The organism is Saccharibacillus sp. O23, from assembly GCF_002205895.1.
Classification (GTDB): Bacteria; Bacillota; Bacilli; order Paenibacillales; family Paenibacillaceae; genus Saccharibacillus.
Genome location: NZ_NJDE01000010.1, coordinates 150171 through 171649 on the forward strand (window position 1 = coordinate 150171; position 21479 = coordinate 171649).

Genomic DNA, 21479 nt, shown 5'->3' on the forward strand with positions numbered 1-21479 from the left:
GGCAAGCGCGGTGCGGGGGAAAGGAAGGAATGTCGATGGAAAGATCCGTTATAACGAGAGCCAAAAACGCGGAAATCGCGGTCGACGAAGCGCTGAAACTGCTGGCGGTGCCGCGCGAATCGGTACAGATCGAGATCGTCGATCCCGGCGGGCGCGGCATGTTGGGATTGGGCAATCGACTGACTGTCGTCAAAGTGACCGTCTTGGACATCCCGGCTGCGCAAACGCCTGCCGCACCGTCCTCCGCGCAGCAAGAACTCGCGCCCGAAACGTTGGAAACGGCTTCAAGCGGGCCGGCAAAGCCCGTCGCTTCGTACGGCAGGGCCGATGAAGAGGCGGCGCGGGAAACGCAAGAAGAGTCCGGCGAGATCGCCATCGTGAACGGCCGGTTTCGCATCGCCGCTTCCGGCGGCCGCCTGCCGCTGCTCACTCCTCCCGCGGGCGCCGTGCTGCTCAAGAACGGCGTGCCCGTCGGAAGCAAAGTGTCGGTCGCGCCGGGCGACGAGTTGGAGCTGGATACCTCGCCGATCGCGGAGCCGCCGGTCTGGCGGATCGAACTCGACGAAGCCTGCTTGCGCGCCGAGATGCACGTCAAGCCGGGATTCGAACGCCGCTTCTCGTTGGTCGACAGCAAAGCGCAGCCGCATCTGACGGTTCCGGTAACGGAGACCCGCGCGTTGATGCCGATCGACGAAGCGGAGGTTCGCGGCCGGTTGAAAGATATGGGCGTCGTATTCGGCATTCGGGCCGCGGCGATCGCCGAAGCCTGCCGCTCCGAGCATCCCGGAACGTTCGTCGTTGCCGAAGGAGCGCCTGCCGTGCAGGGGGAAGACGGCAAGTTCGATACGAATTTCGAGACCGAAACCAAGCGGACGAGTCCGAAAAGCCGCGAAGACGGCACGATCGATTATCGGGAGATCGTGGAGTTCCCTACCGTGATCGAAGGGCAGGTGTTGGTGCGTACGCTTCCGGCCAAGCCGGGACGTCCCGGACGGGACGTGATGGATCGCCCGATCCTGCCTCGTCAGGTTCAATCCATTGCGCTTGCCGCGGGCGAAGGCGTATCGGTAAGCGAAGACGGCCGCCGGGCGGTCGCGATGCGGCAGGGCATGCCGCGCATCAAGCAGCAGGGATACCGCGTCCATTTATCCGTCTTGCCGAAGCTCGAACATCGCGGAGACGTCGATTTGAAATCCGGAAATATCCGTTTCCGGGGAGACGTGGAGATTTCCGGCGGCGTACAGAACGGCATGAAGGTGGAAGCGTTCGGAAGCATCGCGATTCGCGGCGCGGTCAGCGGGGCGGCCGTGGACGCTTCGTATTCCTTGATCGCTTCCGGAAGCCTCATCGGCGCTCAGGTGAACGTCGGCCGCCGCAGCGAATTTCTCGATCAAGTCGAACCGTTGATGTTGGAGATCGCTTCGCAGACGCAGCTTCTTCAATCGGCGATCGAACAGTTGAGCCAGACCGCCGCGTTCAAGCTTAACGATATCGAGCAGGGCGGACTGGGCGCGCTGTTAAGCGTCCTTCTGCGAGGAAAGTTCAAAGGATTGCACAGCGTGCTGTCGCGTTTCGTCGAGCTGGCCGCGAAAAACGAAACGCAGATGGACGAAGAATGGAAAGAATACGCGGGAAGCTTGAAATTCGGCTTTCTCGACCTGCGTTACGGCGGTTTCCGCAATGCCGCCGAGCTGGACGCGTTCCGCCGCCGCACGCTGGAGATCACCGAAGGCTTCTGCGGTCCGCAGGACCGTCCGGTGTTCGCCGAGCTTCAATATACCCATAACAGTCATATTTACTGCGGCGGCGACGTTCGGATCGGCAAAGGCGCTTACAATGCCACGATCTACTGTCAAGGGAAGTTGGAGACGGCAGGCACGCTGCGCGGCGGCGTCTATTTCGCGGCCAAAGGAATGAACGTCAAAGAAGTCGGCGCTCCGGGCGGCGTATCCACCAAGCTTCAAGTTCCGGAAAAATCCGCGATTCGCGCCGCGCGGGTTCTGGAAGGCACGGTCGTTCAGATCGGCCGGCGTTCGTTCCAGTTCGTCGAAGCCGCATCCAACGTGCACGCGCGTTTGGGCTCTCGGGAAGAACTGCTGTTATTTTGAGAAGGACGGACATTTTGCGAATAAAGGGAGGATGTTCATGTTTGCGTATCAGATCCACAAAAACGAAACGGAAGCCGTCGTGATGTTGGAAGGCGATTTCGACATCGACAGCGGCGAGATGCTGGAAGAAGATATTTTGCCCGTCGTATCGGAGTATGACCAGGTCCGGTTGAACTTCGGAGAAATTTATTTTGTCGATTCGTCGGGGATCGGCCTGATCATTCGCATGGTCGACGAGCTGCGGGAAGGCGGGCGTTCCGTCAAGATCGAACAGATCCGCCCCGAAGTGATGGAAGTCTTCGAACTGCTGCAAATCCGCGAGATTCTCGGCGAAGAAGTCTTCGAATAACAAAAGCTTGAGTGTCGGCAGGAAGCGGGATCGCGAAGAATGCGGCGCACCGGACATTCTACAAGAAAGGAACCGATGAGCTTGAATACATTACCCAACGCGGCAAACGGCAAAGGAAATCCTTATCCGTTCTGGGCGCTGGCCGGATTTGTGTACGGGGCGATTCTCGCCGTCGGTTCCGGTCAGGTCTTGTGGGCGTCCGTTCTGCCGATCTTGTTTCTGACGCTGCTGCTCGATTTGTTTCCGATCCGGTTGATCAGCGGAGACGAATTCGCCGCAGGTCTGATCGGGTTCCTGACGCTGCTGATCGGCTTCGGTTTGTACACCGCGCTGCTCGGCGTGTTTATCAGCTGCTTGTCGAACGAAGCGCGTCAAAGCGGATTCCGCCGGAAAGGATTCGATCCGACCCGCTGGTTGGCGCGTATCGGCATCTATACGCTCAGCACCTGCGGAGCCGCTCTGGCGCTTCACGGTTTGGAGGGGATTTGGCCGGATGCGTCCATATACGCCAAAGCGGCCGCGGCGGCACTCGCTTTCAAAGCCGTCAAGGTTCCTTTGGCTGCCGGAATGCGCAAGATCTTGACCGGCACTTCCGTATGGGCCGGGATTCGCGGGCGGCTGCGCGAGACGGTCGTTCCGATTCTGCTCTGCATCGCGGTCATTCCGCATTTTCTGAGCCGCTTGCTTGAAGACGATTCCGTTTCGGAACTTGCTTATACGGGATTGTTTTTGTTCTTTATTTTGTATTTCTCCAATATTTACGTACGCGAAGTCGCCGGTTGGCGCCGAACGTACGAACGATTCAGTTTGTTGTTCGAATCGCGTCTCTCGCCCGATCTCGAAGGTCACGGCATGCGCGCCGGAGCGATCGCCGACTGCTTGTCGGACCGGCTCTCTTATCCGCGCGACAAGAAAAGGGTGCTTGTTCAAACGGCGATTCAACACGACATCGGCAAATCGGCGCTTCCGGCTTACCTGTTCAATAAGCGGGGCGCGTTGTCGCTCTCGGAAGAAGACGAGTACCGCTCCCACAGCGAGAAAGGCGCCGAGATCATTCTGACGCTCACGCAAGACGAACGCGCGGCGCGTTGGGTGCGGCATCATCACGAACGCTGGGACGGCAAAGGCTTCCCGGACGGGCTTCAAGGCAAAGCCATTCCTTACGAGTCCCGAATCTTGGCGTTATGCAGCCGTTTGGACCATCTGCTGCATCGCGGAGCGGACGACGAAGCCGTGTGCGAACAGGTTCGCAAGCTGGCGGGACGGGAAATCGATCCGGAGCTGGCCGCGGTCGTCAACGTTCACTTCGTGCATTGGCTGCGCGAGCAGTTATTTCGTCAAGGGCTGGAGGCGGCCGCTTCGTTCGGGAATCCGGATCAAGCAGCCGAGCGCACGGATATAGGCGATCGCGGCGCGACGACGCTCCGATCCGCTTCCGGTACGCCTCAAGAACCGCAAAGCGATCACTACGGCGATTACGTAGGGTCCAGCATTCAGCTGCAGCTGGCTTCGGACGGGCTGCTGTACGGATTGGAAGATCCGGCGCTGGAACCTTCGCTCATGCGCATGGCCCGGCGGGCGGAAGCGGAACAGAAATCGTTCTATGAACGATTGACGCATGCCGGCCGGACCTACGAAGCCCATTTTTACCCCGGTCACGGAGAAGTGCGCATCGCGCTGACGGATATTACGCCGGCGTTCGCTTATCGGCAGAAATTGCGCGAAGAGACGCTGCTTGCTTATCGGGAGGTGATCTTCGCGTTGTCGGAAGGCAAAGTGGAGTTGTGCCGCAGCGCCGAAGAATTGCGCGAGCGTCTGGGAGAACGTCTGGACGGTCTGAACGTGACCGCCCGGGCGGATATCGCCCGCAGCCGCGACCTCGCCGCTTCCTTCATGCCGCAGGAGAATCCCAAGCGGCTGATGCAGGTCAAGTTGGCGGTATCCGAAGCTTCGACCAATATGCTCAAACACGCGCTCGGCGGAGAAGTGACCGCGTTCGCGCGCGGCGATTCGCTGCAAGTGCTGGTTCGCGACGAAGGTTCGGGGATCGCGCTGCACGAACTGCCGAAGACGTTCGTGGCTTCCGGCTACAGCAGCAAACGCTCGTTGGGGCGCGGGTTCGGCGTGATGTACGCTTCGGCGGACCGGCTTTTTCTCTACACGGACCCGAGCGGCACGCAGCTGCTGCTCGAATTCGAAGGCAGGCATTCGGCGGCCGCCGAAATTCGGAAAGCAAGCGGCGAGATGCCTAATACGGTCAAAGCTTGACGGAATCGGCTCGCGATCTGCCGGGAGCGACGGCAAAACGAATCGAGGCGGACGCGACGTCCGTCTTTTTTTGCTGCGGCCGGAAAAGGAAACGTTTCGAATATGATACCATGGATAAGCGATCAAAAAAGGCGGAGCATCCGTCCGAAAAAGGAGAGCGGAGGATTCGTGCATGCCATTTTCCGCAACGAAAAAGTACAGCTTCTCGCGGTAGCGCTGGGCACGGCGGCCGCGGGCGAGTTCAAGATCAATCCGGTTCCCGGCGATTTGTTTCGGATCGCGCTCGGCGGGAGCGCGTTCCTGCTGTTTCTGCTGTTGATGAATCGCCTGCCGTACGTCAAAGCAGGACTGTACGCGGCCGTCACGGTGGTTCTGTTTCGCGTGCTGCTCGATCTGATTTTCGCGCCCGGCGATTTCCTTCTGGAAAACAGCCTGCGGATGCATACGTCGAGCGGCTTGTATTATTTGGTGTTCGCTGCGGGTCTTCTGCCGCTTCAGCGCCGGATCGGTAGCATGAACGCGTTAGCGCTCGGCGCCTGCTGCGCGGGCATCGATCTGGTATCGAACGGGGCGGAGATGGTCTGCCGCTGGCTGCTGAACGGTTCGGATATCGCCAATCCCGCGACATGGGGGTATATCGCGGTCGTCGGACTCGCGAGAGGATTTTTCGTCACGGGATTGTACAGCAGCATCGCGGTCAGCCAGATTCGGGCGCTGCACCTGGAACAAAGCAAACGGATAGAACAGATGCTGACCGTCAACTCGGGCCTTTACGGAGAAATCTTCTATCTGCGCAAGTCGATGGCCGCCATCGAACGCGTCACCGGCGACAGTTATCGCTTGTATGCCGATCTCAAGCGCGAAGGATCGGAAGAAATGGGACGGCGGCAGTTGAAGCTCACGCAGGAACTGCACGAGGTCAAGAAAGATTCGCAGCGGATCGCGGCGGGGCTGCTCAAGCTGTTCGATCAGGAATCGAAGACGCTGCTGACGCTTACGGAGATCGCCGACTACGCGCTTCGCGGCAATCGGAAATACGCGGCGATGCTGGGCAAGCCGATCTTGTTCGACGTAGAAGCATCGGACGATTACGCGACCGCGCAGCATCTGCCGCTGCTGTCGCTGCTGAACAATCTGCTCGCGAACGCGGTCGAAGCGACGGAGCGTTCCGGCGTGATCGGCTTGGAGATTCGCCAAGCCGACGGCCGCACGCGCTTGACGGTGCGCGACACCGGGCGAGGCATTCCCGAGAAGAACCGGTCGCTGGTGTTCGAACCGGGGTTCACGACCAAGTTCGGCGAGAGCGGAACCGCGGCGACCGGAATCGGATTGTCGCACGTGCGCGATATCGCGCATGAATTGGGCGGAGACATCCGGCTGCTGCCGAGCGGAGAAGACGGATGGACGACGGCGTTCGAAGCCGATTTTCCGACGGAGCGATTGAAAAAGGGGGAATAGACGCATGGCGTCTTATTGTATTATCGACGACGATCCGGCCGTGCGCGCGATGTTGGAGCAGATCATCGAAAGCGGAGGCTTGGGCGAGGTGGTCGGCACGGCGCGCGGCGGCGAAGAAGGCGTTCGGGTGGTGACGGAGACGTCGCCCGATATCGTGCTGATCGATTGGCTGATGCCCGACCAAGACGGCATCGAGACGCTGGAGCGGCTGCGGGAGCAAGGATTCGGCGGCAAATGCGTCATGATCTCGCAGATCGAGGACGGCGAGATGGTCGGAGAAGCTTATCGCTCGGGCATCGAATTTTTCCTGCGCAAACCGATCAACCGGATCGAAGTGGAGGCGGTGCTGTCCAAGGTGAGCGAGCATGCGGAGTTGAGCCGGTATCTGACCGAACTGCGCGCCTCGCTCTCCAAGTTGGGCGGCGTCGGCAAGACCGAGGGCCGCGGCGGAATCTCGGCGGCCAAACGGAGAGGAGCGGCGGAGGTGCTGCGTCCGATCTATATGAATCTGGGCATTCTGGGCGAAGCGGGCTGCGCGGACATCACGGCGATTATGGAGAGCTTGATCCGGCGCGACGAACGCGGCGAATTCCCGCCTCTGCGCCAGCTCTACGAAGAAGCGGCGGCGCAACGGGGCGGAACGCCGCGCGAAATCGAACGCGAGGCCAAAGCCGCCGAGCAGCGGATTCGGCGTACGGTCTCCGCCGCGCTGACCCATCTGGCGTCGATCGGGTTGACCGATTACGGCAACCCCAAGTTCGAACATTACGCGCCGCTGTATTTCGACTTCGAAGATGTTCGGGCCAAGATGAAAGAGATCGACGAAGCGCACGGCGAAGGCCGAACCAAAGTCAGCATCAAAAAGTTTTTGCAGGTTATGTATCTGGAGATGCTCGACCGCCTGGAGACGGGTTAAGCCGCATAAGAAGAAACCGAGGAGAGCTTTCGGCTCTCCTTTTCGGCGTGCAATCCTATCGGCGGCCCCGGCGAACAAGAAGCGGCGCGCTTGCGGAAGCGAGTCTTCGGACCGGACGCTGCTTATCAATGTTTTGTATAAGCAAATCGAAAAAGTCTATTAGCGGGAGGAAGGCGAGAGTGATAAAGTTAACAGCAATCAATCCCGAGTAAACAAATAGGTGTTGTAAAATTAAGGCGCAAAGGAGCAGCGAAATGAGTGAAGTGTATCGGAGAGCCGTACCGGAAGATGCAAAGCGATTGGTCGATATTACCTACCGGGCATACGGATTGATTCGCGAATTGGGGCTGCGATGGCCTGCGGCCCATGCCGATCTGCCGCTGGTGCTGAAAAATATCGAGGAGAACGAATGTTATCTGCTCGAAGCGGGCGGCGAACCGGTCGCGACGGTGACGTTGTCGACGAGCGGAGAAGCCAAAGCGATTACGGACCTGCCTTTCGTCAAATGGTTCGCCGCCGATCCCGACCGTTCCAATAAAGGATACGGAGGACGGCTGCTCGATTGGGTGGAAAAAGAGATCGTCTTCGGGCGGCACGGCCATTCCGAAGTGACGCTGGCGACCGCTCAGAAACATCCGTGGCTGGTACAGATGTACGAACGCCGCGGTTACGAGCGCATCTTGGAGATCGACGCCAAGAACGGGGACGGCATCATGTACCTGCTGCGCAAAAATATCGCCGAGTACCGTTACGCCGATCCTGTTCGCGGCCGCGCATAAACCAAGAGTTCCCGTCAGGCTCCGGCAAAAAAGACATTCTATTCGAAGGGGATAAATACAGATGAAATTCCAAACGACGAAAAGCAAAAACAAAAAATGGTTGAGTCTCGCGACGCTTGCTCTGATGCTGGTCGCTTCCGGCTGCGGCACGAGCGGAGAACCGGCGGCGCAGGCTTCGGGAAGCGGGGGAGAAACGTCCGGCAAAGTCACCAAGATCGTGGTCGGGACAGGCACGGGATTTCCTCGGGTGTGCTTTATCGACGAGAACGGCAAACTGACCGGCTTCGACGTGGAACTGCTGCGCAAGATCGACGAGCTGCTGCCGCAGTACGAATTCGAATTCCAGACGATGGATTTCAGCAATCTGCTGCTCAGTCTGGAGACGGACAAGATCGATCTGGTCGCCCACGTCATGGAGAAGAACCCGGAACGCGAACAGAAATACGCCTTTAACGCCGAGCCGTACGCGCACTGGCGCAACCGGATCGTCGTGGCGAAAGACAACGATTCGATCCGATCGCTGGACGATCTGGCCGGCAAAAAAGTCTTGACCAGCGCGACCAGCGCCGAAGCGCAGATTCTGGAGAACTACAACAAAGACCACGACTCGAAAATCGATATCGTGTACCAGAGCGGACAGGCGAACGATACGGTCAGCCAGATCGTCTCGGGACGCGTGGACGCGACGATCGCGGCGGACTTCGTGGTCCCGGTCATCGATCCGCAGAAACAGCTGAAGCTGGTCGGCGACGAATTGTCTTCCGACGACGTGCTCTACGTGTTCCGCAAAGACGAAGCCGACGAGAAGGCGCTGTCCGACGCGATCGACGGCGCGGTCAAAGAGCTGAAAGAAGACGGCACGCTGAGCAAGCTGAGCACCGAATGGCTCGGCAGCGACGTGACCGGAGACCATGCCGAGTAAAGATCGGCAAACGATCGTTCTGATTACCTGCCAAACGAAAGGAGTTTGAGTTATGGGCGCGCCTTTTGATATCGGCTACGTCTTTTCGTTCCTGCCGAAGCTGCTGGAGACGCTCGGCGTCACGCTCCTGATCGTCGCCGGTTCGCTGCTGACGGGGCTCGTGGCCGGATTTCTGGTCGCGCTCCCGCGCATGTACAAGATTCCCGTGCTGCGGACGTTATCGGGCATCTATCTGTCTTTTTTCCGCGGAACGCCGATTCTGATCCAGCTCTTCTTGTTCTATTACGGACTGCCGGAGATCCTGAAGCTTGTCGGACTCGATCTGACGCGGGCTCCCGTGATGTTCTTCGTCATACTGACTTACGGCCTGCATACCGGCGCTTACGCGGCGGAGATGATCCGCGCTTCGGTCGAAGCGGTGGATCGCGGACAGGTCGAAGCGGCTTACGCGGCAGGGATGACGCCTTATCAGGCTTTCTCGCGCATCGTGCTGCCGCAGGCGCTGGCCATCGCGGTGCCGGTGTTCTCGAATCTGGTCATCGCGCTGCTCAAAGACACGTCGCTCGCGTTCACGCTCGGCGTCATGGAGATGACGGGCAAAGCGCAGACGCTCGGCGCGTTGACCCAGCATTTTATCGAAACGTATATCGCGCTTGCGTTCATCTATCTGATCATCAGCTTTACGCTCGAACGGCTGCTGGCGGCGGCGGAACGCCGGTTGACCCGGCACGAGATCCGGGAGCGTTCCGGCAGCGCCGGACGGTTCAAGCTCAAGCGGCGCGGTTCCTACCGTTCGGTATGGAATAGTCTGGCCGAAGCGGACGCGGGAAAAGGAGGCGGAATCTGATGCAGCTTGATCCTTCGTTTATCTGGACGGCTTTCGTGCAGCTCTTGGGCGCGATTCCGACGACGCTGTCCATTACGGTCGTCAGCGTCTCGGCCGGATTTCTGATCGGTACGGTCACGGCGCTGCTGCGGCTGTACCGGGTTCCGGTATTGAGCCAGATCGCGTCGGCTTACGTCACGTTCATTCGCGGGACGCCGATGCTGACGCATCTGCTGCTGATCTATTTCGGTCTGCCGATGATCATCGACGCGCTGGCCGCGCAGTTCGGCTGGAGCTTCCGCGCGGTCTCGATCCCGATGATCGGCTTCGCCTATATTTCGTTCTCGATCACGGCCGGAGCTTATATGTCGGAAGTGGTGCGGGCGGGCATTCAAGCGGTAGACCGCGGGCAGCTCGAAGCGGCGCAGTCCGTCGGCATGACGCAGATCCAATCGCTGCGGCGCATCGTGTTTCCTCAGGCGTTGGCGGCCGCGCTGCCGAACCTGGCCAATTCCGTCATCGGGATGCTGCACGGTTCGACGCTGGCGTTCGCCGTATCGGTCGTGGACATCAACGCTCAGGCGCAGATCGTCGCTTCGACGAACTGGAAGTTCTTCGAAGCTTACTTGGCGGCTGCGCTGATCTTCTGGGGCTTGACGGTGCTGATCGAACGGGCCGCGGCGCTGATCGAAAAAAGAGTCGGCGCGTATAATCGGGGAGGTGTAGCATGATCCAGTTGAGCAAAATCTCCAAATCGTTCGGACGGAATCCGGTTCTTCGGGATATCAGCTTGAACGTCGGCACGGGGGAAGTGGTCGTCATTCTCGGCGCCAGCGGATCGGGCAAAACGACGCTGCTGCGCTGCATCAATTATCTGGAAAAGCCGGGCAGCGGCGAGATCGCCGTAGGCGATCTAAGGGTCGATTGCTCCCGCGCGCGGCGCAGCGATATTTTGCGGCTGCGGCGCAAAACGGCGATGGTATTCCAGCAGTATAATCTGTTCCGTCACAAGACGGCGCTGGAGAACGTGATGGAAGCTCTGCTCGTGGTCAAAAAGCTGCCGCTCGCCGAAGCTCGCCGCCGCAGCGTGGAACTGCTGGAGAAAGTGGGCCTCGGCGCGAAGCTGGACGCTTATCCGAGCCGCTTGTCGGGCGGCCAGCAGCAGCGCGTCGGCATCGCCCGCGCGCTCGCGCTCGAACCCGAAGTGATCTTGTTCGACGAACCGACGTCGGCGCTCGATCCCGAACTGGTCGGCGAGGTGCTGGAAGTGATCCGCGCCATCGCCAAAGAAGGCATCACGATGATCGTCGTGACGCACGAGATGGGCTTCGCCCGCGACGTGGCGAACCGCGTCGTGTTCATGGACGGCGGCTTGATCGTCGAAGAAGGCACGCCCGACGAAGTGTTCCAGCGTCCGAGAGAAGAACGGACGAAGCAGTTTCTTCGCCGGATTACTCCGGAGGCTAATTATAGTATTTAGTGACTTCGGCAAGGTGAAGCCCGAATAAGGGCGGAACCGTGTCGAACGTATCCAGCGTTCCATGATGCGCAGCCCGGATAGGGGCGAGCCGTGTGGAACGCACGCGACTTCGATGATGCGCAGCCCGAATAAGGGCGAGCCGTGCCGAAGTCACCGCAGTTGAGACAGGACGAAGACCAAATGTGGCCGCAGCCGCGCCGAACGCGCGATTCCTCTTCGGCGAAGCAGTCCGAAGAGTCAAACTTTCAGCAAAAGGAAGGAGGCGTCCGCCATGAGCAGCCGCTCTGCCGAAACGCAGCCGGTCGTACTTGCCGCCGCCGACTGGATCGAGATCCGGCGGCATCTGCACCGTTACCCGGAGCTGTCCGGGGAAGAATACGAGACGACCGCCTACCTGAAGGCGGTCTTGGAGAAGATCGGCGTACGCGTCGCCGATTACGGCTTGAAGACCGGGCTGGTCGCCGAGATCGGCGGCGGAGAAGGGCCGATCGTCGCCCTGCGGGCCGATATCGATGCGCTGCCGATCGAAGAAGAGACCGGGCTGCCTTTCGCATCCGAGCATCCGGGGCGGATGCACGCCTGCGGGCACGATTTTCACGCCGCCGCGCTGATCGGCGCGGCGCAGAGCCTCAAGCTGCGCGAGAGCGGGCTGCCGGGCACCGTCCGGCTGCTGTTCCAGCCCGCGGAAGAGCGGGCCAAAGGCGCGAAGCAGCTTATCGAAGCCGGCGCGCTGGAAGGCGTCGGCGCCGTTATCGGCCAGCACAACAAGCCGGATCTGCCGGTCGGCACGATCGGCATCACGCCCGGGCCGATCATGGCGGCGTCGGACGGTTTTACGGTAACCGTCCGCGGCACGGCGACCCATGCCGCGGTGCCGGAAAGCGGCATCGATCCGATCGTGGCCGCCGCCCAGATCGTCACGGCGCTTCAGACGATTCCTTCGCGGAGCATCGGCGCGCAGGAACGGGTGGTCGTGAGCGTGACGCAGATCCACGCCGGCAATACGTGGAACGTCATTCCGGATACGGCCGTGCTGAGCGGCACGATCCGCACTTTCGACGAGACCCTGCACGCCCGGGTCCGCGAACGCGCCGAAGAGATCGCCGCGGGCGTGGCCGCCGCGTACGGCGCGGAAGCTTCCGTACGCTGGAGCGGAGGCCCGCCGCCGGTCGTCAACGACGCCGAACTGACCCGCTTGGCGGAGCAATCCGCCGCCGCGCTCGGCTTGACGGCGCGGGGCGGCGTGACTTCGCCCGCCAGCGAAGACTTCTCTTTCTATCAGCGGCACGTCCCGGGCGTTTTTCTGTTCGTAGGAACTTCCGGAAGCCGCGAATGGCATCATCCGGCGTTCGAACTGGACGAAGCCGCGCTGCCGGATGCGGCCGCCCTGCTGGCGGATCTTGCCGAACGGACATTATATCGATTGGCCGAGCCGAATACGTCAACATAATCTCATCAATCAGGATGTGAAAAATTCATAATAGAAAATCAAAGTTTACTCCGAAAGAAAACGAAAAAGGGGGATTTGCGATGAGCGAACCGATCATTGAAGATTTCTTGGATACCCATGCGCGTTTGCAGCGAGCGATCGAAGGAGAAAGCGAAAGCCGTTTAACGTGGAAAGCGGCGGCAGAAAGTTGGAGCATTACGGAAGTATTAGGCCACTTGGCGGATCATGCGATCGTCGTTTCGTTCCGGCTTCGCGCCGTTCTGGCCGGCGCGGCGGAGACGCTGCCCGCGTTTTCGCAGAACGAATGGGTAGAGAGCCAGCATACGAACGAAGCGTCGGCGGCGGATATTTTGGACTTTTTCCGAGCGCAGCTTCAGTATAACGGACGACTGCTGCGCCGTCTCGAGCCGCACGAGTGGGAGAAAAGCGGAGTCAACGTCAAAGGAGAAACGGTGCGGATCGCCGATATCGTCCGAGGATTCTCGGCGCATGTCGACCGGCATCTCGGTCAGATCGACCGGATCAAAGCGGCGCAGAAAGCGGCCAGTCCGAGTTTGTGATCTTCTGCTTTCGCATAACGCAAAAAAAAGAGAAGGTCCGGCAATAGCCGAACCTTCTCTTTCTGTTATGAATCGAGACGACAGGATTCGAACCTGCGGCCTCTTACTCCCGAAGCAAGCGCTCTACCAAGCTGAGCTACGTCTCGACGACTCATTTCTTACAAAACTAGATTATACGCTCCTGCTTGCTTGGTGTCAACACTTTCTCGGAAAAATATAAAAAGTTTCGGCGCGACAAGCTATTTTCCTTATACGGAAAAGGAACGCGCGCCGGAGGTTGATGCGCGGCTGCGTTTCGAGCGTTCGCCCGGACGACAGAGTATATCGATCCGCCGCCGAAATCGGTGAACGATTCGAGCGAAAAACTGACTTATCGCGCTTGAACGACAAGATTCGATCCGCGCGCCGAAAGAGTAGAATTTGCCTGCTTTTTCATGAAGGATTTCGATTGCTTTCGCGGCCCTGCCAAGCGTATAATTATGAGCAAAATGAAACCCGTTTCATAAAAGGGTTTCGCTGGGGAGGGATCGGACATGCGACCTGTAACCGTATACGATATCGCAAGGGAAGCCAATGTGTCGGTAGCGACCGTGTCGCGGGTGCTCAACAACACGGCGCCTGTCAAGAAAGAAACGCGGGACCGGATCGTCGCGCTCATGCACAAACATCAATTTCAACCCAATGCGTTGGCGCGAAGCTTGACGCGCAAAGAAACGGGCATGATCGGTTTTATTTTGCCCGACATCACGAATCCTTTTTTCCCCGAGGTGCTGTCCGGTTTCGATTACGAGGCGCGCAAGCTCGGTTATACGTATTTTCTCTGCGACACCATTTCGACCAACGAAGAGAATCAGCGGCTCTACGATCGGCAGTACGAACGGGAATCCCAATATTTGAGCCTGCTGATGGAGAAGCAGGTCGACGGCATCGTCATGATCGGCGGACGCGTGGACTTGGCCAAGCCGGAACCGGCATTGGCTCAGGAATTGGAAGAATTGGCTAAGCGCGTGCCCGTGCTGCTGCTGAACGGAAGCCTGCCGAAGACCAAGCTGAACCGGGTCGCCGCCGACCAGAAGCTGGGCGCGCAGCTCGCCGTGCAGCATCTGATCGATCTGGGACACCGGGATATCGCCGTGATCGGCGGCTTCTCCAAGATGACCAATACGCAGCAGCGGTTGGCCGGATTCCGGACCGCCATGAAGGACGCCGGACTGCCCGTGCATCGCGAATGGGTGATGACCGAAGGATTCTCCGTGGAAAAAGGACAAGAATTCGCTTCGCGACTGCTGGATTCGAAACGCCGTCCGTCGGCGATTTTCTGCATGAACGACCTGCTGGCGATCGGCGCTTTGAAAGCGGCGCACCGTGCGGGAGTCTCCGTGCCGGAACAGCTCTCGATCGTCGGATACGACGATATTCCGCAGGCGACGTACTGCATTCCGGAGCTGACGACGGTGTCTTTGCTGTCTCAGGAAACCGGACGTCAAGCCGCGCGGACGCTGGATAAAATGATCGCCGGCAAGAAAGTTCCGCTGCTCCAGACGATCGTGCCGGAACTGATCGTGCGGGAAACGACCGCTCCGTATCAGGGGCCTTCGAGTTAATTTTTTTGCGAAAAAGATTGACAAGCGCTTGTTCAGGGATTATTCTGTTGTCAAAAGAAAGCCCTTACATTTCAATTCAGAATGAAACGGGTTTCACTAAAACTCGTAGCACGCCAGGGAGCCGCCCGGGATTATGGCCTTAACTCGTAGATTGGGTATGAGAAGATCGCATAAACCTGAAGGATAGGCTCCCTTTTATGGTTTCAAAAATGTAATCGGTTTCACTCTGAATCGCTTGCGGCACCTGCTGTTGACATCGAAGGAGGGGAATGAAATGTCCGTATTGACCGAGAAAGAATCGAGCATGGAATACGCCAACAAGCGGACGGGCTCATGGTGGAAAAAGTTCAAGAACAATCGTACGCTGCTGATTATGTGCTTGCCGGCAATCGCGTTTTTTATCGTATTCGCGTATCTGCCGATGCCGGGACTTTACCTGGCGTTCATCAAGTACAACTATTCGGACGGCATCTTCCACAGCCCGTTCGTCGGTTTCGAAAATTTCCGCTTCCTCGTCATCACCGGCGACTTATGGAGGCTCACCTTCAATACCGTCGCGTACAACCTGGCGTTCATCCTGCTCGGCAACCTGCTCCAGATCATGGTCGCGGTGCTGCTTAACGAACTCAGGGGCAAATGGTTCAAGAAAATCTCCCAAACGCTGATGTTCCTGCCTCACTTCATCTCCGCCGTTCTGATCGGCCTGATCGCCTACAACATCCTGAGCTACGACTACGGTCTGCTCAACCACGTTCTGCAAGCGCTCGGCATGGAACCGCTCAAAGTGTATTCGTCGCCGAATGCCTGGCCGTTCATCATCGTGCTGACCTACCTCTGGCAAGCTACCGGTTACGGTTCGATCGTCTATTTCGCGGCCATCATGGGTCTCGATAACGAGATCGTGGAAGCGGCCGAGATCGACGGAGCCAACGCGTTCCAGCGTATCCGCCATATCGTGCTTCCGTGGCTGAAACCGACGTTTATCATCCTGCTGCTGTTCTCGCTCGGCGGCATCCTCAAAGGCAATTTCGGTCTGATCTACAACTTGGTCGGAGCCAACAACACGGCGCTTTACGCCACGACCGACATTATCGAGACTTACGTCTTCCGCTCGCTGATGACGAACTTCAACTTCTCGCTCGGCAGCGCGGTCAGCTTGTATCAATCGCTCTTCGGCTTCGTGATCGTACTGACGGCCAACTGGCTGGTGCGCAAGCTGTCGCCGGAAAATTCACTCTTTTAGAAGGAGGGGCATACGATGGGCGTTATAGACGATCGGGTGAAGAGCACCCGCAGAGCAACGGACCGCAGCGGTTTATTGATCGGGGCTATCAGCTATGTGTTTATCGGCGCGTTCGCGCTGTGCTGCCTGCTTCCGTTTCTGCTGGTCCTCGGCACTTCTTTCACCACCGAAGCCGCCGTCAAGAAATTCGGCTTTAACTTCTGGCCGAGAGAGTTCAGTACGTTCGCTTATAAGATCGTGCTGGAAAATCCGACGCAAATTCTCGGTTCCTACGCCGTCACGATGGGGATCACGGTCGTCGGCACGGCGGTCGGCCTGCTGATCGTCGCCATGACCGGCTACGCGCTGCAGCGTCCCGATTTCTTGTTCCGCAACAAGATCTCGTTCTTCATCTACTTCACCACGTTGTTCTCCGGCGGGTTGGTTCCGTTCTACCTGCTGATGACGCAATATCTGCACTTGAAAGACAACTATCTCGCCGTGCTGCTGCCGGGACTGCTGAGTCCGTTCCTGATCATCATGATGAAGAGTTTCGTCCGTTCGATCCCGCACGCGATTACCGAATCGGCCAAGATCGACGGAGCCGGCGATTTCACCATCTTCGTCAAACTGATCCTGCCGATGACCACGCCGGCGCTGGCGACGATCGGATTGTTCATCGCGCTGGGCTACTGGAACGAATGGTATAACTCGATGCTGTTCCTGTCGGCCGATATGGATTACCGGCCGCTGCAGCTCTATCTGTACAACGTCGTGACCAAGGCGGACGCGATCCGCAACTCGGCCGCCGCCTCGAACGTTCCGCTCAGCGACGTGCCGATCGAAACGATGAAGATGGCGATCGCCGTCATCGCGACCGGCCCGGTCATCTTATTCTACCCGTTCGTTCAGCGTTACTTCATTAAGGGCATCACGGTAGGCGCGGTCAAAGGTTGATCGCCGCTTCCGTTCTATAAGCCAACCGTTTTGAACATTTTGGACAGAACCAACTTATTCAGAGGGGGTATACGAATGTCGAAGTGGAAAAAAAGAGGGTCATGGCTGCTGAGCGTAGTCCTGTTGGTCGCGCTGACGGCCTGCGGAGGCGGCGGCAAACCAGCGGCTTCCACGCAAGCGACGAACGAGGACGGCACGCCGGACACGTCCAAATTCGTGAAGATCAGTTACGTGGTGCTCGGCGACAAGCCGACCAACGGACAGTTCGAGAAAGTGATGGAGAAAGTCAACGCGCTGATGAAAGAAAAAATCAACGCCGAACTGGAATGGAAATGGGTCGAATGGGCGGATTGGCAGACGAAATACAATCTGCTGCTCGCTTCCGGCGAACCGGTGGACCTGATCACGATCGGCACCGACTGGCTGGATACTTGGGCCAACGCGCAGCGCGGAGCGTTCATGAACCTCGACGAACTGCTGCCGAAATACGCGCCTAAGACTTGGGCCGAAGTGTCCGAGGACCACTGGAACGAAAGCAAATACAACGGCAAGATCGTGCTGATTCCGGAAGACCAGTACACGCAATGGGTCAACCACGGGTTCTTCTACCGCGGAGACTGGGCCAAAGAAGCCGGCATTACCGAGCCGATCAAAGATTGGGAAACCATCGGCAAATATCTGCAATACATCAAAGACAACAAACCGGACGTGATTCCGTGGGATATGGCTTCGGGCGCTCAGACTTGGGGCGGCTACGTGCAATCGTACACGGATAACTTGGAACTGCCGATCTCGACAGGCTACATGCCGGTCTTCACGGCGAAATCGAACGACGAGAAATATACGGTAGCCGAGCCGATCTTCAGCGATACGTTCCTCGATTACGCGAAGCTGATGAAGAGTTGGGCGGATAAAGGCTTCTGGAGAGAAGACGCCCTGAACAACAAGAACGACAACCGCGTCGCGCTCAAAGCCGGTCTGTCGGGTCTCGATCAACACCATACGCAAACCTTCTCGGGTCTGCGCGTCGAAATGGACAAAGCGCAGCCGGGTTCCGAACTGCAAATGTTCCCGTTCAATATGACCGGAGGCAAAAACCTGACGGAACTGTCGATCACGCACGGCGGCACTTCGCTGGGCGCGCACAGCAAAAATCCGGAACGCGCGCTGATGGCATACGACTTGATCCGCAACGACGAAGAGATCTACCATCTGATCAACTACGGTCTGGAAGGCACGCAGTACGAACTCAAAGACGGCAAAAGAACGCGTCCGGCCGCTTACGACGAAGCCCGCGACCAATTCTACTCCGACTTCTGGGGCGGCCGCATGGACAAATACGAAATCCCGAGCGACACGACGTGGGATAAGATCGGCGATCTGTATGCCGAATACGACAAGATCAAGATCCCTTACCCTTACGGCCAATTCGTCTTCGACAAGACGCCGGTCGAAAGCGAACTGACGGCGATCTCGCAGGTAGCGGGCGAACTCGGTCCGGCAATCAACTTCGGTAAAGTTGCCGATCCGGAGCAAGCCGTACAAGAATTCCGCGACAAACTGAAAACGGCCGGTTACGACAAAGTCAAAGCCGAGCTGCAAAAACAACTGGATGAATACAAAACCAAAATGGAAGCGGCCAAATAATTCGGTAAAGGAACAGGCCGCAATCTAAGCGACCTAACCGAAGCGTCCTGAACGTCTCGGCGAAGGCCAGTTCTCTGTTCCGAAGGTTTCGGTTCAGCGCGAATCCCGATCCTGCAATCGCAGGGTCGGGATTTTGGCATATACGGAATCCGCCGACGATCTGCTGTTCGTCCGGGCCTCGCCCCGCGCATTGCGTCCGCTATTTTGAAAACAGCCGCCGACTCCTTTAAGATGGAAAAGAAGGAGATGATAGGTGTGTTGCTGAAATGCTGAATTTACGGAGTCGGAAGTCGATCGCGCCGAACGCGACGAGCGCAAAGGCAGAAGCGGATCGGCCGCTGCTGGTGCTAAGCGGCGTCAGCCGGCGTTACGGCGCAAGAACGGTGCTGAACGATATCACGCTGTCTTTGACCGGAGGCGAAAGCGTCATTCTGCGAGGCGGCAACGGTTCGGGCAAAAGCACGCTGCTTAAGCTGGCCGCGGGCATGATCCCGTCAAGTTCCGGAGAAGTCGTTCGGCAGCGCGATCTGTCTATCGGTTTCGCGCCGGACCGGCTGCCGAAACTGCGCATGACGTCGGAAGAATATCTGACGCATATGGGACGGATCGCGGGCATGGCGAAAGCGCCGTTGGCGCAGCGGATCGAAGAACTGCACGAGCTGCTCGAACTGCCGGCAGGAAATGCTTCGATGCTGCTGCATTATTCCAAAGGCATGCTTCAGAAAGTCAATCTGATGCAGGCTCTGCTGAACGAACCGAAGCTGCTGCTGCTCGACGAACCGTTCTCCGGGTTGGATTCGGAGTCTTCGGCCCGATTACTGAAGCTGCTGCACGGCCTGCGCGCTGAAGGAGCGGCCGTTATTACGGCTCTGCACGATCCGCTTCCGTCTTGGGAGTCGGTAAGCCTGACTTATCGGCTGCGCGAAGGGCGTCTGGTTCCGGAAAAGAATCGGGCTGCGGACGACGTGCGGATCGCCGCGTATTACGAGCTGGACGGATTGCTGCCGGAGACCGGACGCGCCGCATTGGCGGCGGAATTCCCGGCGGTGCTCTGGACGGCGGCCGGATCGGTCTTGAGATGCGGGATTCCCGATACGGCTTGCGAAGACTTCATGCGCGGATTCTGGGCGGCGGGCGGCACGCTGCTGTCGCTGCGCCGCGAGGAGGGAACGCCATGATCGCGCTGCTCGCTTATATTCATCGCTGCTTTATTCGTTCTTATCGTTACGGAGCGCCGAGCGTGATCTATCTGGGCATTATTTTGCTGATCTACAGCACGGTACCCAATCCGATCATGGAGAGCTACGCGTTTACGTCCGCGCTGCTATTCGTCGCGGCGGCCGCGATCGGCAGTTTGACGATCGACGTCGAAACGGCCAATCAAGAGATGGCGACGCTGGCTCATGCCCGAAGCATCGTGCGGCTGGGCGGCGCCAAGTTGTTGTATGCTTGGATCTTCGCCTGCGCATTGGGAGCTGCGGCCGTCTTGTACCCGACTCTTCTGGGACGCTTCGAACGCCTGCCGTATCCGGAAGAACTGGCGATGGGGATGCTGTATCATATGGCGATGGCGCTGCTCGGCGTTTCTTTGTCCGGCTGGTTCAGCGTCAAACTGATCTATTCCCGCTTCTATGCGATTCTCGGATTATGCATCTGGACGGCGCTCGGTCTGGGAGCGGGCGGGATCGCGAATTCGCTGCCGGAACCGCTCGCGTGGCTGGCGCACGCTTTGCCGCCCGTGCCGCTGACGATGCATGCTTTGACGGCTTACGGAGAATTGTCCGCGGGAAGTAAGTGGCTGCCGATCGGAGCGGCCGCCCTCTATGCCGCCTTGTCGATCAGCCTGTTTCTGTTCGTCTTGAACCGCAAGCAGCTCGATTATCCCGGAGAGTAAAAAAAATGCCTGCTTGCTGCGATAAAGTGCGCATCCGTAAAAAGTAAGCCGTGCTATACTTTTGGATGAAAGGAAGGGGGAGAATAATGAACGAAGCAATTTCCGGACGAGAAGAGGTAGAACGGCTCAAGCAGGCGTTCGATCTGGTCCTGCCGATCGTGCAGGAGATCTTCCCGATCGACGTGATGTTCGCGTTGACCGATGACGAGCGATTCTTGACCTACCTGCCCGGCGAGGAAGTGAAAGTCCCGATCGAACCGGGTGCGGCGATTCCGTCGAAAGGCGGAATCCGGCAGGCGCTCGAAGAGGGACGGACCGTAAGCGCGAACGTAGGCGCGGAAGTCTACGGCATGGCGTTCAAATCGGTCTCCAAACCGATCGGAACGCGGCAGGGGAACGGACGTCCGGCCGGCGTGCTGACGCTGGGCATTAATTTGCGCCATCAGCAGGCGTTGGAAGGAGCGGCCGAGAATCTGGCGCTCAGTTCGGAAGAAGTCCGCTCGGCGACCAACGAGATCGCCGGAACGGCGACCGAACTGGCTGCCGAGATCGCCGAACTTCAAGAACTGGGACGCAGCGTCGTGACCGAGCTGAAGAAGACGGACGAGATCTTGTCGTTCATCCGCGAAGTCTCGGAGAATTCGACGCTGCTCGGCATCAACGCGTCGATCGAAGCGGCTCACGCGGGCGACCACGGACGAGGCTTCGGCGTCGTCGCCTCCGAAATCCGCAAGATGGCGGAATCGAGCGCTTCTTCCGCGCGCGAGATCGAGACGATCTTGAAAACGATCCGCACGCGGATCGGACGGCTCGACGATACGCTCGAGCGCTGCTCTTCGCAGAGCGAACAGCAGGCGGCCGCCACGGAAGAAATCGCGGCTTCGATGGAGCAGTTCACGACTTCCGCGACGGAGATCCGGCAGATCGCGAAAGTGCTGTGAATAGTCGAAAAACAACCAAACGCATAAAAGGGAAGCAGCCTGCCGCGCTGCTTCCCTTTTTGGTGCATGAAGAATGAAGATCGAGACTTTATTTGCGC

Annotated in this window: 19 protein-coding genes and 1 tRNA gene; 19 read left to right on the top strand and 1 reads right to left on the bottom strand. The window is 58.6% G+C overall.

Annotated features, from left to right (window positions below; genetic code table 11):
• The first annotated feature begins 35 nt into the window (after window positions 1-35).
• The 12 genes from CDO73_RS14635 to CDO73_RS14690 all read left to right on the top strand — a co-directional run bounded on the left by CDO73_RS14635 (window position 36) and on the right by CDO73_RS14690 (window position 13116).
• The gene (locus CDO73_RS14635; protein WP_179218711.1) at window positions 36-2108 is read left to right on the top strand and encodes a FapA family protein; all 2073 of its coding nucleotides are present in this window, start codon (window positions 36-38) and stop codon (window positions 2106-2108) included.
• 37 nt (window positions 2109-2145) lie between these two features.
• Window positions 2146-2457: an STAS domain-containing protein gene (locus CDO73_RS14640; protein WP_088489265.1), complete on the top strand. Its 312-nt coding sequence runs from the start codon at window positions 2146-2148 to the stop codon at window positions 2455-2457.
• An 81-nt stretch (window positions 2458-2538) separates the two neighbouring features.
• Window positions 2539-4725 (top strand): HD domain-containing phosphohydrolase, encoded by a 2187-nt coding sequence (locus CDO73_RS14645; protein WP_179218712.1) that lies wholly within the window; start codon window positions 2539-2541, stop codon window positions 4723-4725.
• 102 nt (window positions 4726-4827) lie between these two features.
• Window positions 4828-6183 carry an ATP-binding protein gene (locus tag CDO73_RS14650; protein ID WP_088489267.1) on the top strand — a complete coding sequence of 452 codons (1356 nt, stop codon included), beginning with the start codon at window positions 4828-4830 and terminating at the stop codon, window positions 6181-6183.
• A 4-nt stretch (window positions 6184-6187) separates the two neighbouring features.
• Window positions 6188-7099 (top strand): response regulator, encoded by a 912-nt coding sequence (locus CDO73_RS14655; RefSeq protein WP_088489268.1) that lies wholly within the window; start codon window positions 6188-6190, stop codon window positions 7097-7099.
• 254 nt (window positions 7100-7353) lie between these two features.
• Window positions 7354-7878 (top strand): GNAT family N-acetyltransferase, encoded by a 525-nt coding sequence (locus CDO73_RS14660; protein ID WP_088489269.1) that lies wholly within the window; start codon window positions 7354-7356, stop codon window positions 7876-7878.
• 61 nt (window positions 7879-7939) lie between these two features.
• Window positions 7940-8800: a transporter substrate-binding domain-containing protein gene (locus CDO73_RS14665; RefSeq protein ID WP_088489270.1), complete on the top strand. Its 861-nt coding sequence runs from the start codon at window positions 7940-7942 to the stop codon at window positions 8798-8800.
• A 52-nt stretch (window positions 8801-8852) separates the two neighbouring features.
• Window positions 8853-9647 carry an amino acid ABC transporter permease gene (locus CDO73_RS14670; RefSeq protein ID WP_088489271.1) on the top strand — a complete coding sequence of 265 codons (795 nt, stop codon included), beginning with the start codon at window positions 8853-8855 and terminating at the stop codon, window positions 9645-9647.
• Window positions 9647-10357 carry an amino acid ABC transporter permease gene (locus CDO73_RS14675; protein WP_088489272.1) on the top strand — a complete coding sequence of 237 codons (711 nt, stop codon included), beginning with the start codon at window positions 9647-9649 and terminating at the stop codon, window positions 10355-10357. Before CDO73_RS14670 ends, CDO73_RS14675 begins: the two co-directional genes overlap by 1 nt.
• Window positions 10354-11106, top strand: coding sequence for an amino acid ABC transporter ATP-binding protein (locus CDO73_RS14680; protein WP_088489273.1), 753 nt, complete (start codon window positions 10354-10356; stop codon window positions 11104-11106). The genes CDO73_RS14675 and CDO73_RS14680 overlap by 4 nt, the downstream gene beginning before the upstream one ends.
• A gap of 271 nt (window positions 11107-11377) precedes the next feature.
• The gene (locus CDO73_RS14685; protein WP_088489274.1) at window positions 11378-12556 is read left to right on the top strand and encodes an amidohydrolase; all 1179 of its coding nucleotides are present in this window, start codon (window positions 11378-11380) and stop codon (window positions 12554-12556) included.
• A gap of 80 nt (window positions 12557-12636) precedes the next feature.
• Complete coding sequence (locus tag CDO73_RS14690; protein WP_088489275.1) at window positions 12637-13116, top strand: DinB family protein; 480 nt, start codon at window positions 12637-12639, stop codon at window positions 13114-13116.
• A gap of 72 nt (window positions 13117-13188) precedes the next feature.
• Here CDO73_RS14690 and CDO73_RS14695 read toward each other — a convergent pair.
• Window positions 13189-13262, bottom strand: a tRNA-Pro gene (locus CDO73_RS14695).
• Between the two features lie 387 nt (window positions 13263-13649).
• On the opposite strand from CDO73_RS14695, the gene CDO73_RS14700 reads away from it, so the two are divergent.
• From CDO73_RS14700 to CDO73_RS14730, 7 genes are all read left to right on the top strand, one after another.
• Window positions 13650-14720, top strand: a complete 1071-nt coding sequence (locus tag CDO73_RS14700) for a LacI family DNA-binding transcriptional regulator (protein WP_088489276.1) — start codon at window positions 13650-13652, stop codon at window positions 14718-14720.
• Between the two features lie 304 nt (window positions 14721-15024).
• Window positions 15025-15963 (top strand): ABC transporter permease, encoded by a 939-nt coding sequence (locus CDO73_RS14705; RefSeq protein WP_256972712.1) that lies wholly within the window; start codon window positions 15025-15027, stop codon window positions 15961-15963.
• Between the two features lie 15 nt (window positions 15964-15978).
• A complete protein-coding gene (locus tag CDO73_RS14710; protein ID WP_088489278.1) occupies window positions 15979-16899 on the top strand; it encodes a carbohydrate ABC transporter permease in 921 nt (306 codons plus the stop codon).
• 75 nt (window positions 16900-16974) lie between these two features.
• Window positions 16975-18546 (top strand): ABC transporter substrate-binding protein, encoded by a 1572-nt coding sequence (locus CDO73_RS14715; RefSeq protein ID WP_088489279.1) that lies wholly within the window; start codon window positions 16975-16977, stop codon window positions 18544-18546.
• Between the two features lie 266 nt (window positions 18547-18812).
• Window positions 18813-19724, top strand: coding sequence for an ATP-binding cassette domain-containing protein (locus tag CDO73_RS14720; protein WP_088489280.1), 912 nt, complete (start codon window positions 18813-18815; stop codon window positions 19722-19724).
• Window positions 19721-20440: a hypothetical protein gene (locus tag CDO73_RS14725; protein WP_088489281.1), complete on the top strand. Its 720-nt coding sequence runs from the start codon at window positions 19721-19723 to the stop codon at window positions 20438-20440. Before CDO73_RS14720 ends, CDO73_RS14725 begins: the two co-directional genes overlap by 4 nt.
• A gap of 86 nt (window positions 20441-20526) precedes the next feature.
• On the top strand, window positions 20527-21381 hold the full coding sequence (locus CDO73_RS14730; RefSeq protein ID WP_088489282.1) for a methyl-accepting chemotaxis protein: 855 nt from the start codon (window positions 20527-20529) through the stop codon (window positions 21379-21381).
• Window positions 21382-21479: the final 98 nt, after the last annotated feature.

Bases quoted from the DNA above. Each gene is read 5' to 3' on its own strand.
- CDO73_RS14635 (WP_179218711.1), top strand. From the start codon at position 36: ATGGAAAGATCCGTTATAACGAGAGCCAAAAACGCGGAAATCGCGGTC.
- CDO73_RS14640 (WP_088489265.1), top strand. From the start codon at position 2,146: ATGTTTGCGTATCAGATCCACAAAAACGAAACGGAAGCCGTCGTGATG.
- CDO73_RS14650 (WP_088489267.1), top strand. From the start codon at position 4,828: ATGATACCATGGATAAGCGATCAAAAAAGGCGGAGCATCCGTCCGAAA.
- CDO73_RS14655 (WP_088489268.1), top strand. From the start codon at position 6,188: ATGGCGTCTTATTGTATTATCGACGACGATCCGGCCGTGCGCGCGATG.
- CDO73_RS14660 (WP_088489269.1), top strand. From the start codon at position 7,354: ATGAGTGAAGTGTATCGGAGAGCCGTACCGGAAGATGCAAAGCGATTG.
- CDO73_RS14665 (WP_088489270.1), top strand. From the start codon at position 7,940: ATGAAATTCCAAACGACGAAAAGCAAAAACAAAAAATGGTTGAGTCTC.
- CDO73_RS14670 (WP_088489271.1), top strand. From the start codon at position 8,853: ATGGGCGCGCCTTTTGATATCGGCTACGTCTTTTCGTTCCTGCCGAAG.
- CDO73_RS14675 (WP_088489272.1), top strand. From the start codon at position 9,647: ATGCAGCTTGATCCTTCGTTTATCTGGACGGCTTTCGTGCAGCTCTTG.
- CDO73_RS14680 (WP_088489273.1), top strand. From the start codon at position 10,354: ATGATCCAGTTGAGCAAAATCTCCAAATCGTTCGGACGGAATCCGGTT.
- CDO73_RS14685 (WP_088489274.1), top strand. From the start codon at position 11,378: ATGAGCAGCCGCTCTGCCGAAACGCAGCCGGTCGTACTTGCCGCCGCC.
- CDO73_RS14690 (WP_088489275.1), top strand. From the start codon at position 12,637: ATGAGCGAACCGATCATTGAAGATTTCTTGGATACCCATGCGCGTTTG.
- CDO73_RS14700 (WP_088489276.1), top strand. From the start codon at position 13,650: ATGCGACCTGTAACCGTATACGATATCGCAAGGGAAGCCAATGTGTCG.
- CDO73_RS14705 (WP_256972712.1), top strand. From the start codon at position 15,025: ATGGAATACGCCAACAAGCGGACGGGCTCATGGTGGAAAAAGTTCAAG.
- CDO73_RS14710 (WP_088489278.1), top strand. From the start codon at position 15,979: ATGGGCGTTATAGACGATCGGGTGAAGAGCACCCGCAGAGCAACGGAC.
- CDO73_RS14715 (WP_088489279.1), top strand. From the start codon at position 16,975: ATGTCGAAGTGGAAAAAAAGAGGGTCATGGCTGCTGAGCGTAGTCCTG.
- CDO73_RS14720 (WP_088489280.1), top strand. From the start codon at position 18,813: ATGCTGAATTTACGGAGTCGGAAGTCGATCGCGCCGAACGCGACGAGC.
- CDO73_RS14725 (WP_088489281.1), top strand. From the start codon at position 19,721: ATGATCGCGCTGCTCGCTTATATTCATCGCTGCTTTATTCGTTCTTAT.
- CDO73_RS14730 (WP_088489282.1), top strand. From the start codon at position 20,527: ATGAACGAAGCAATTTCCGGACGAGAAGAGGTAGAACGGCTCAAGCAG.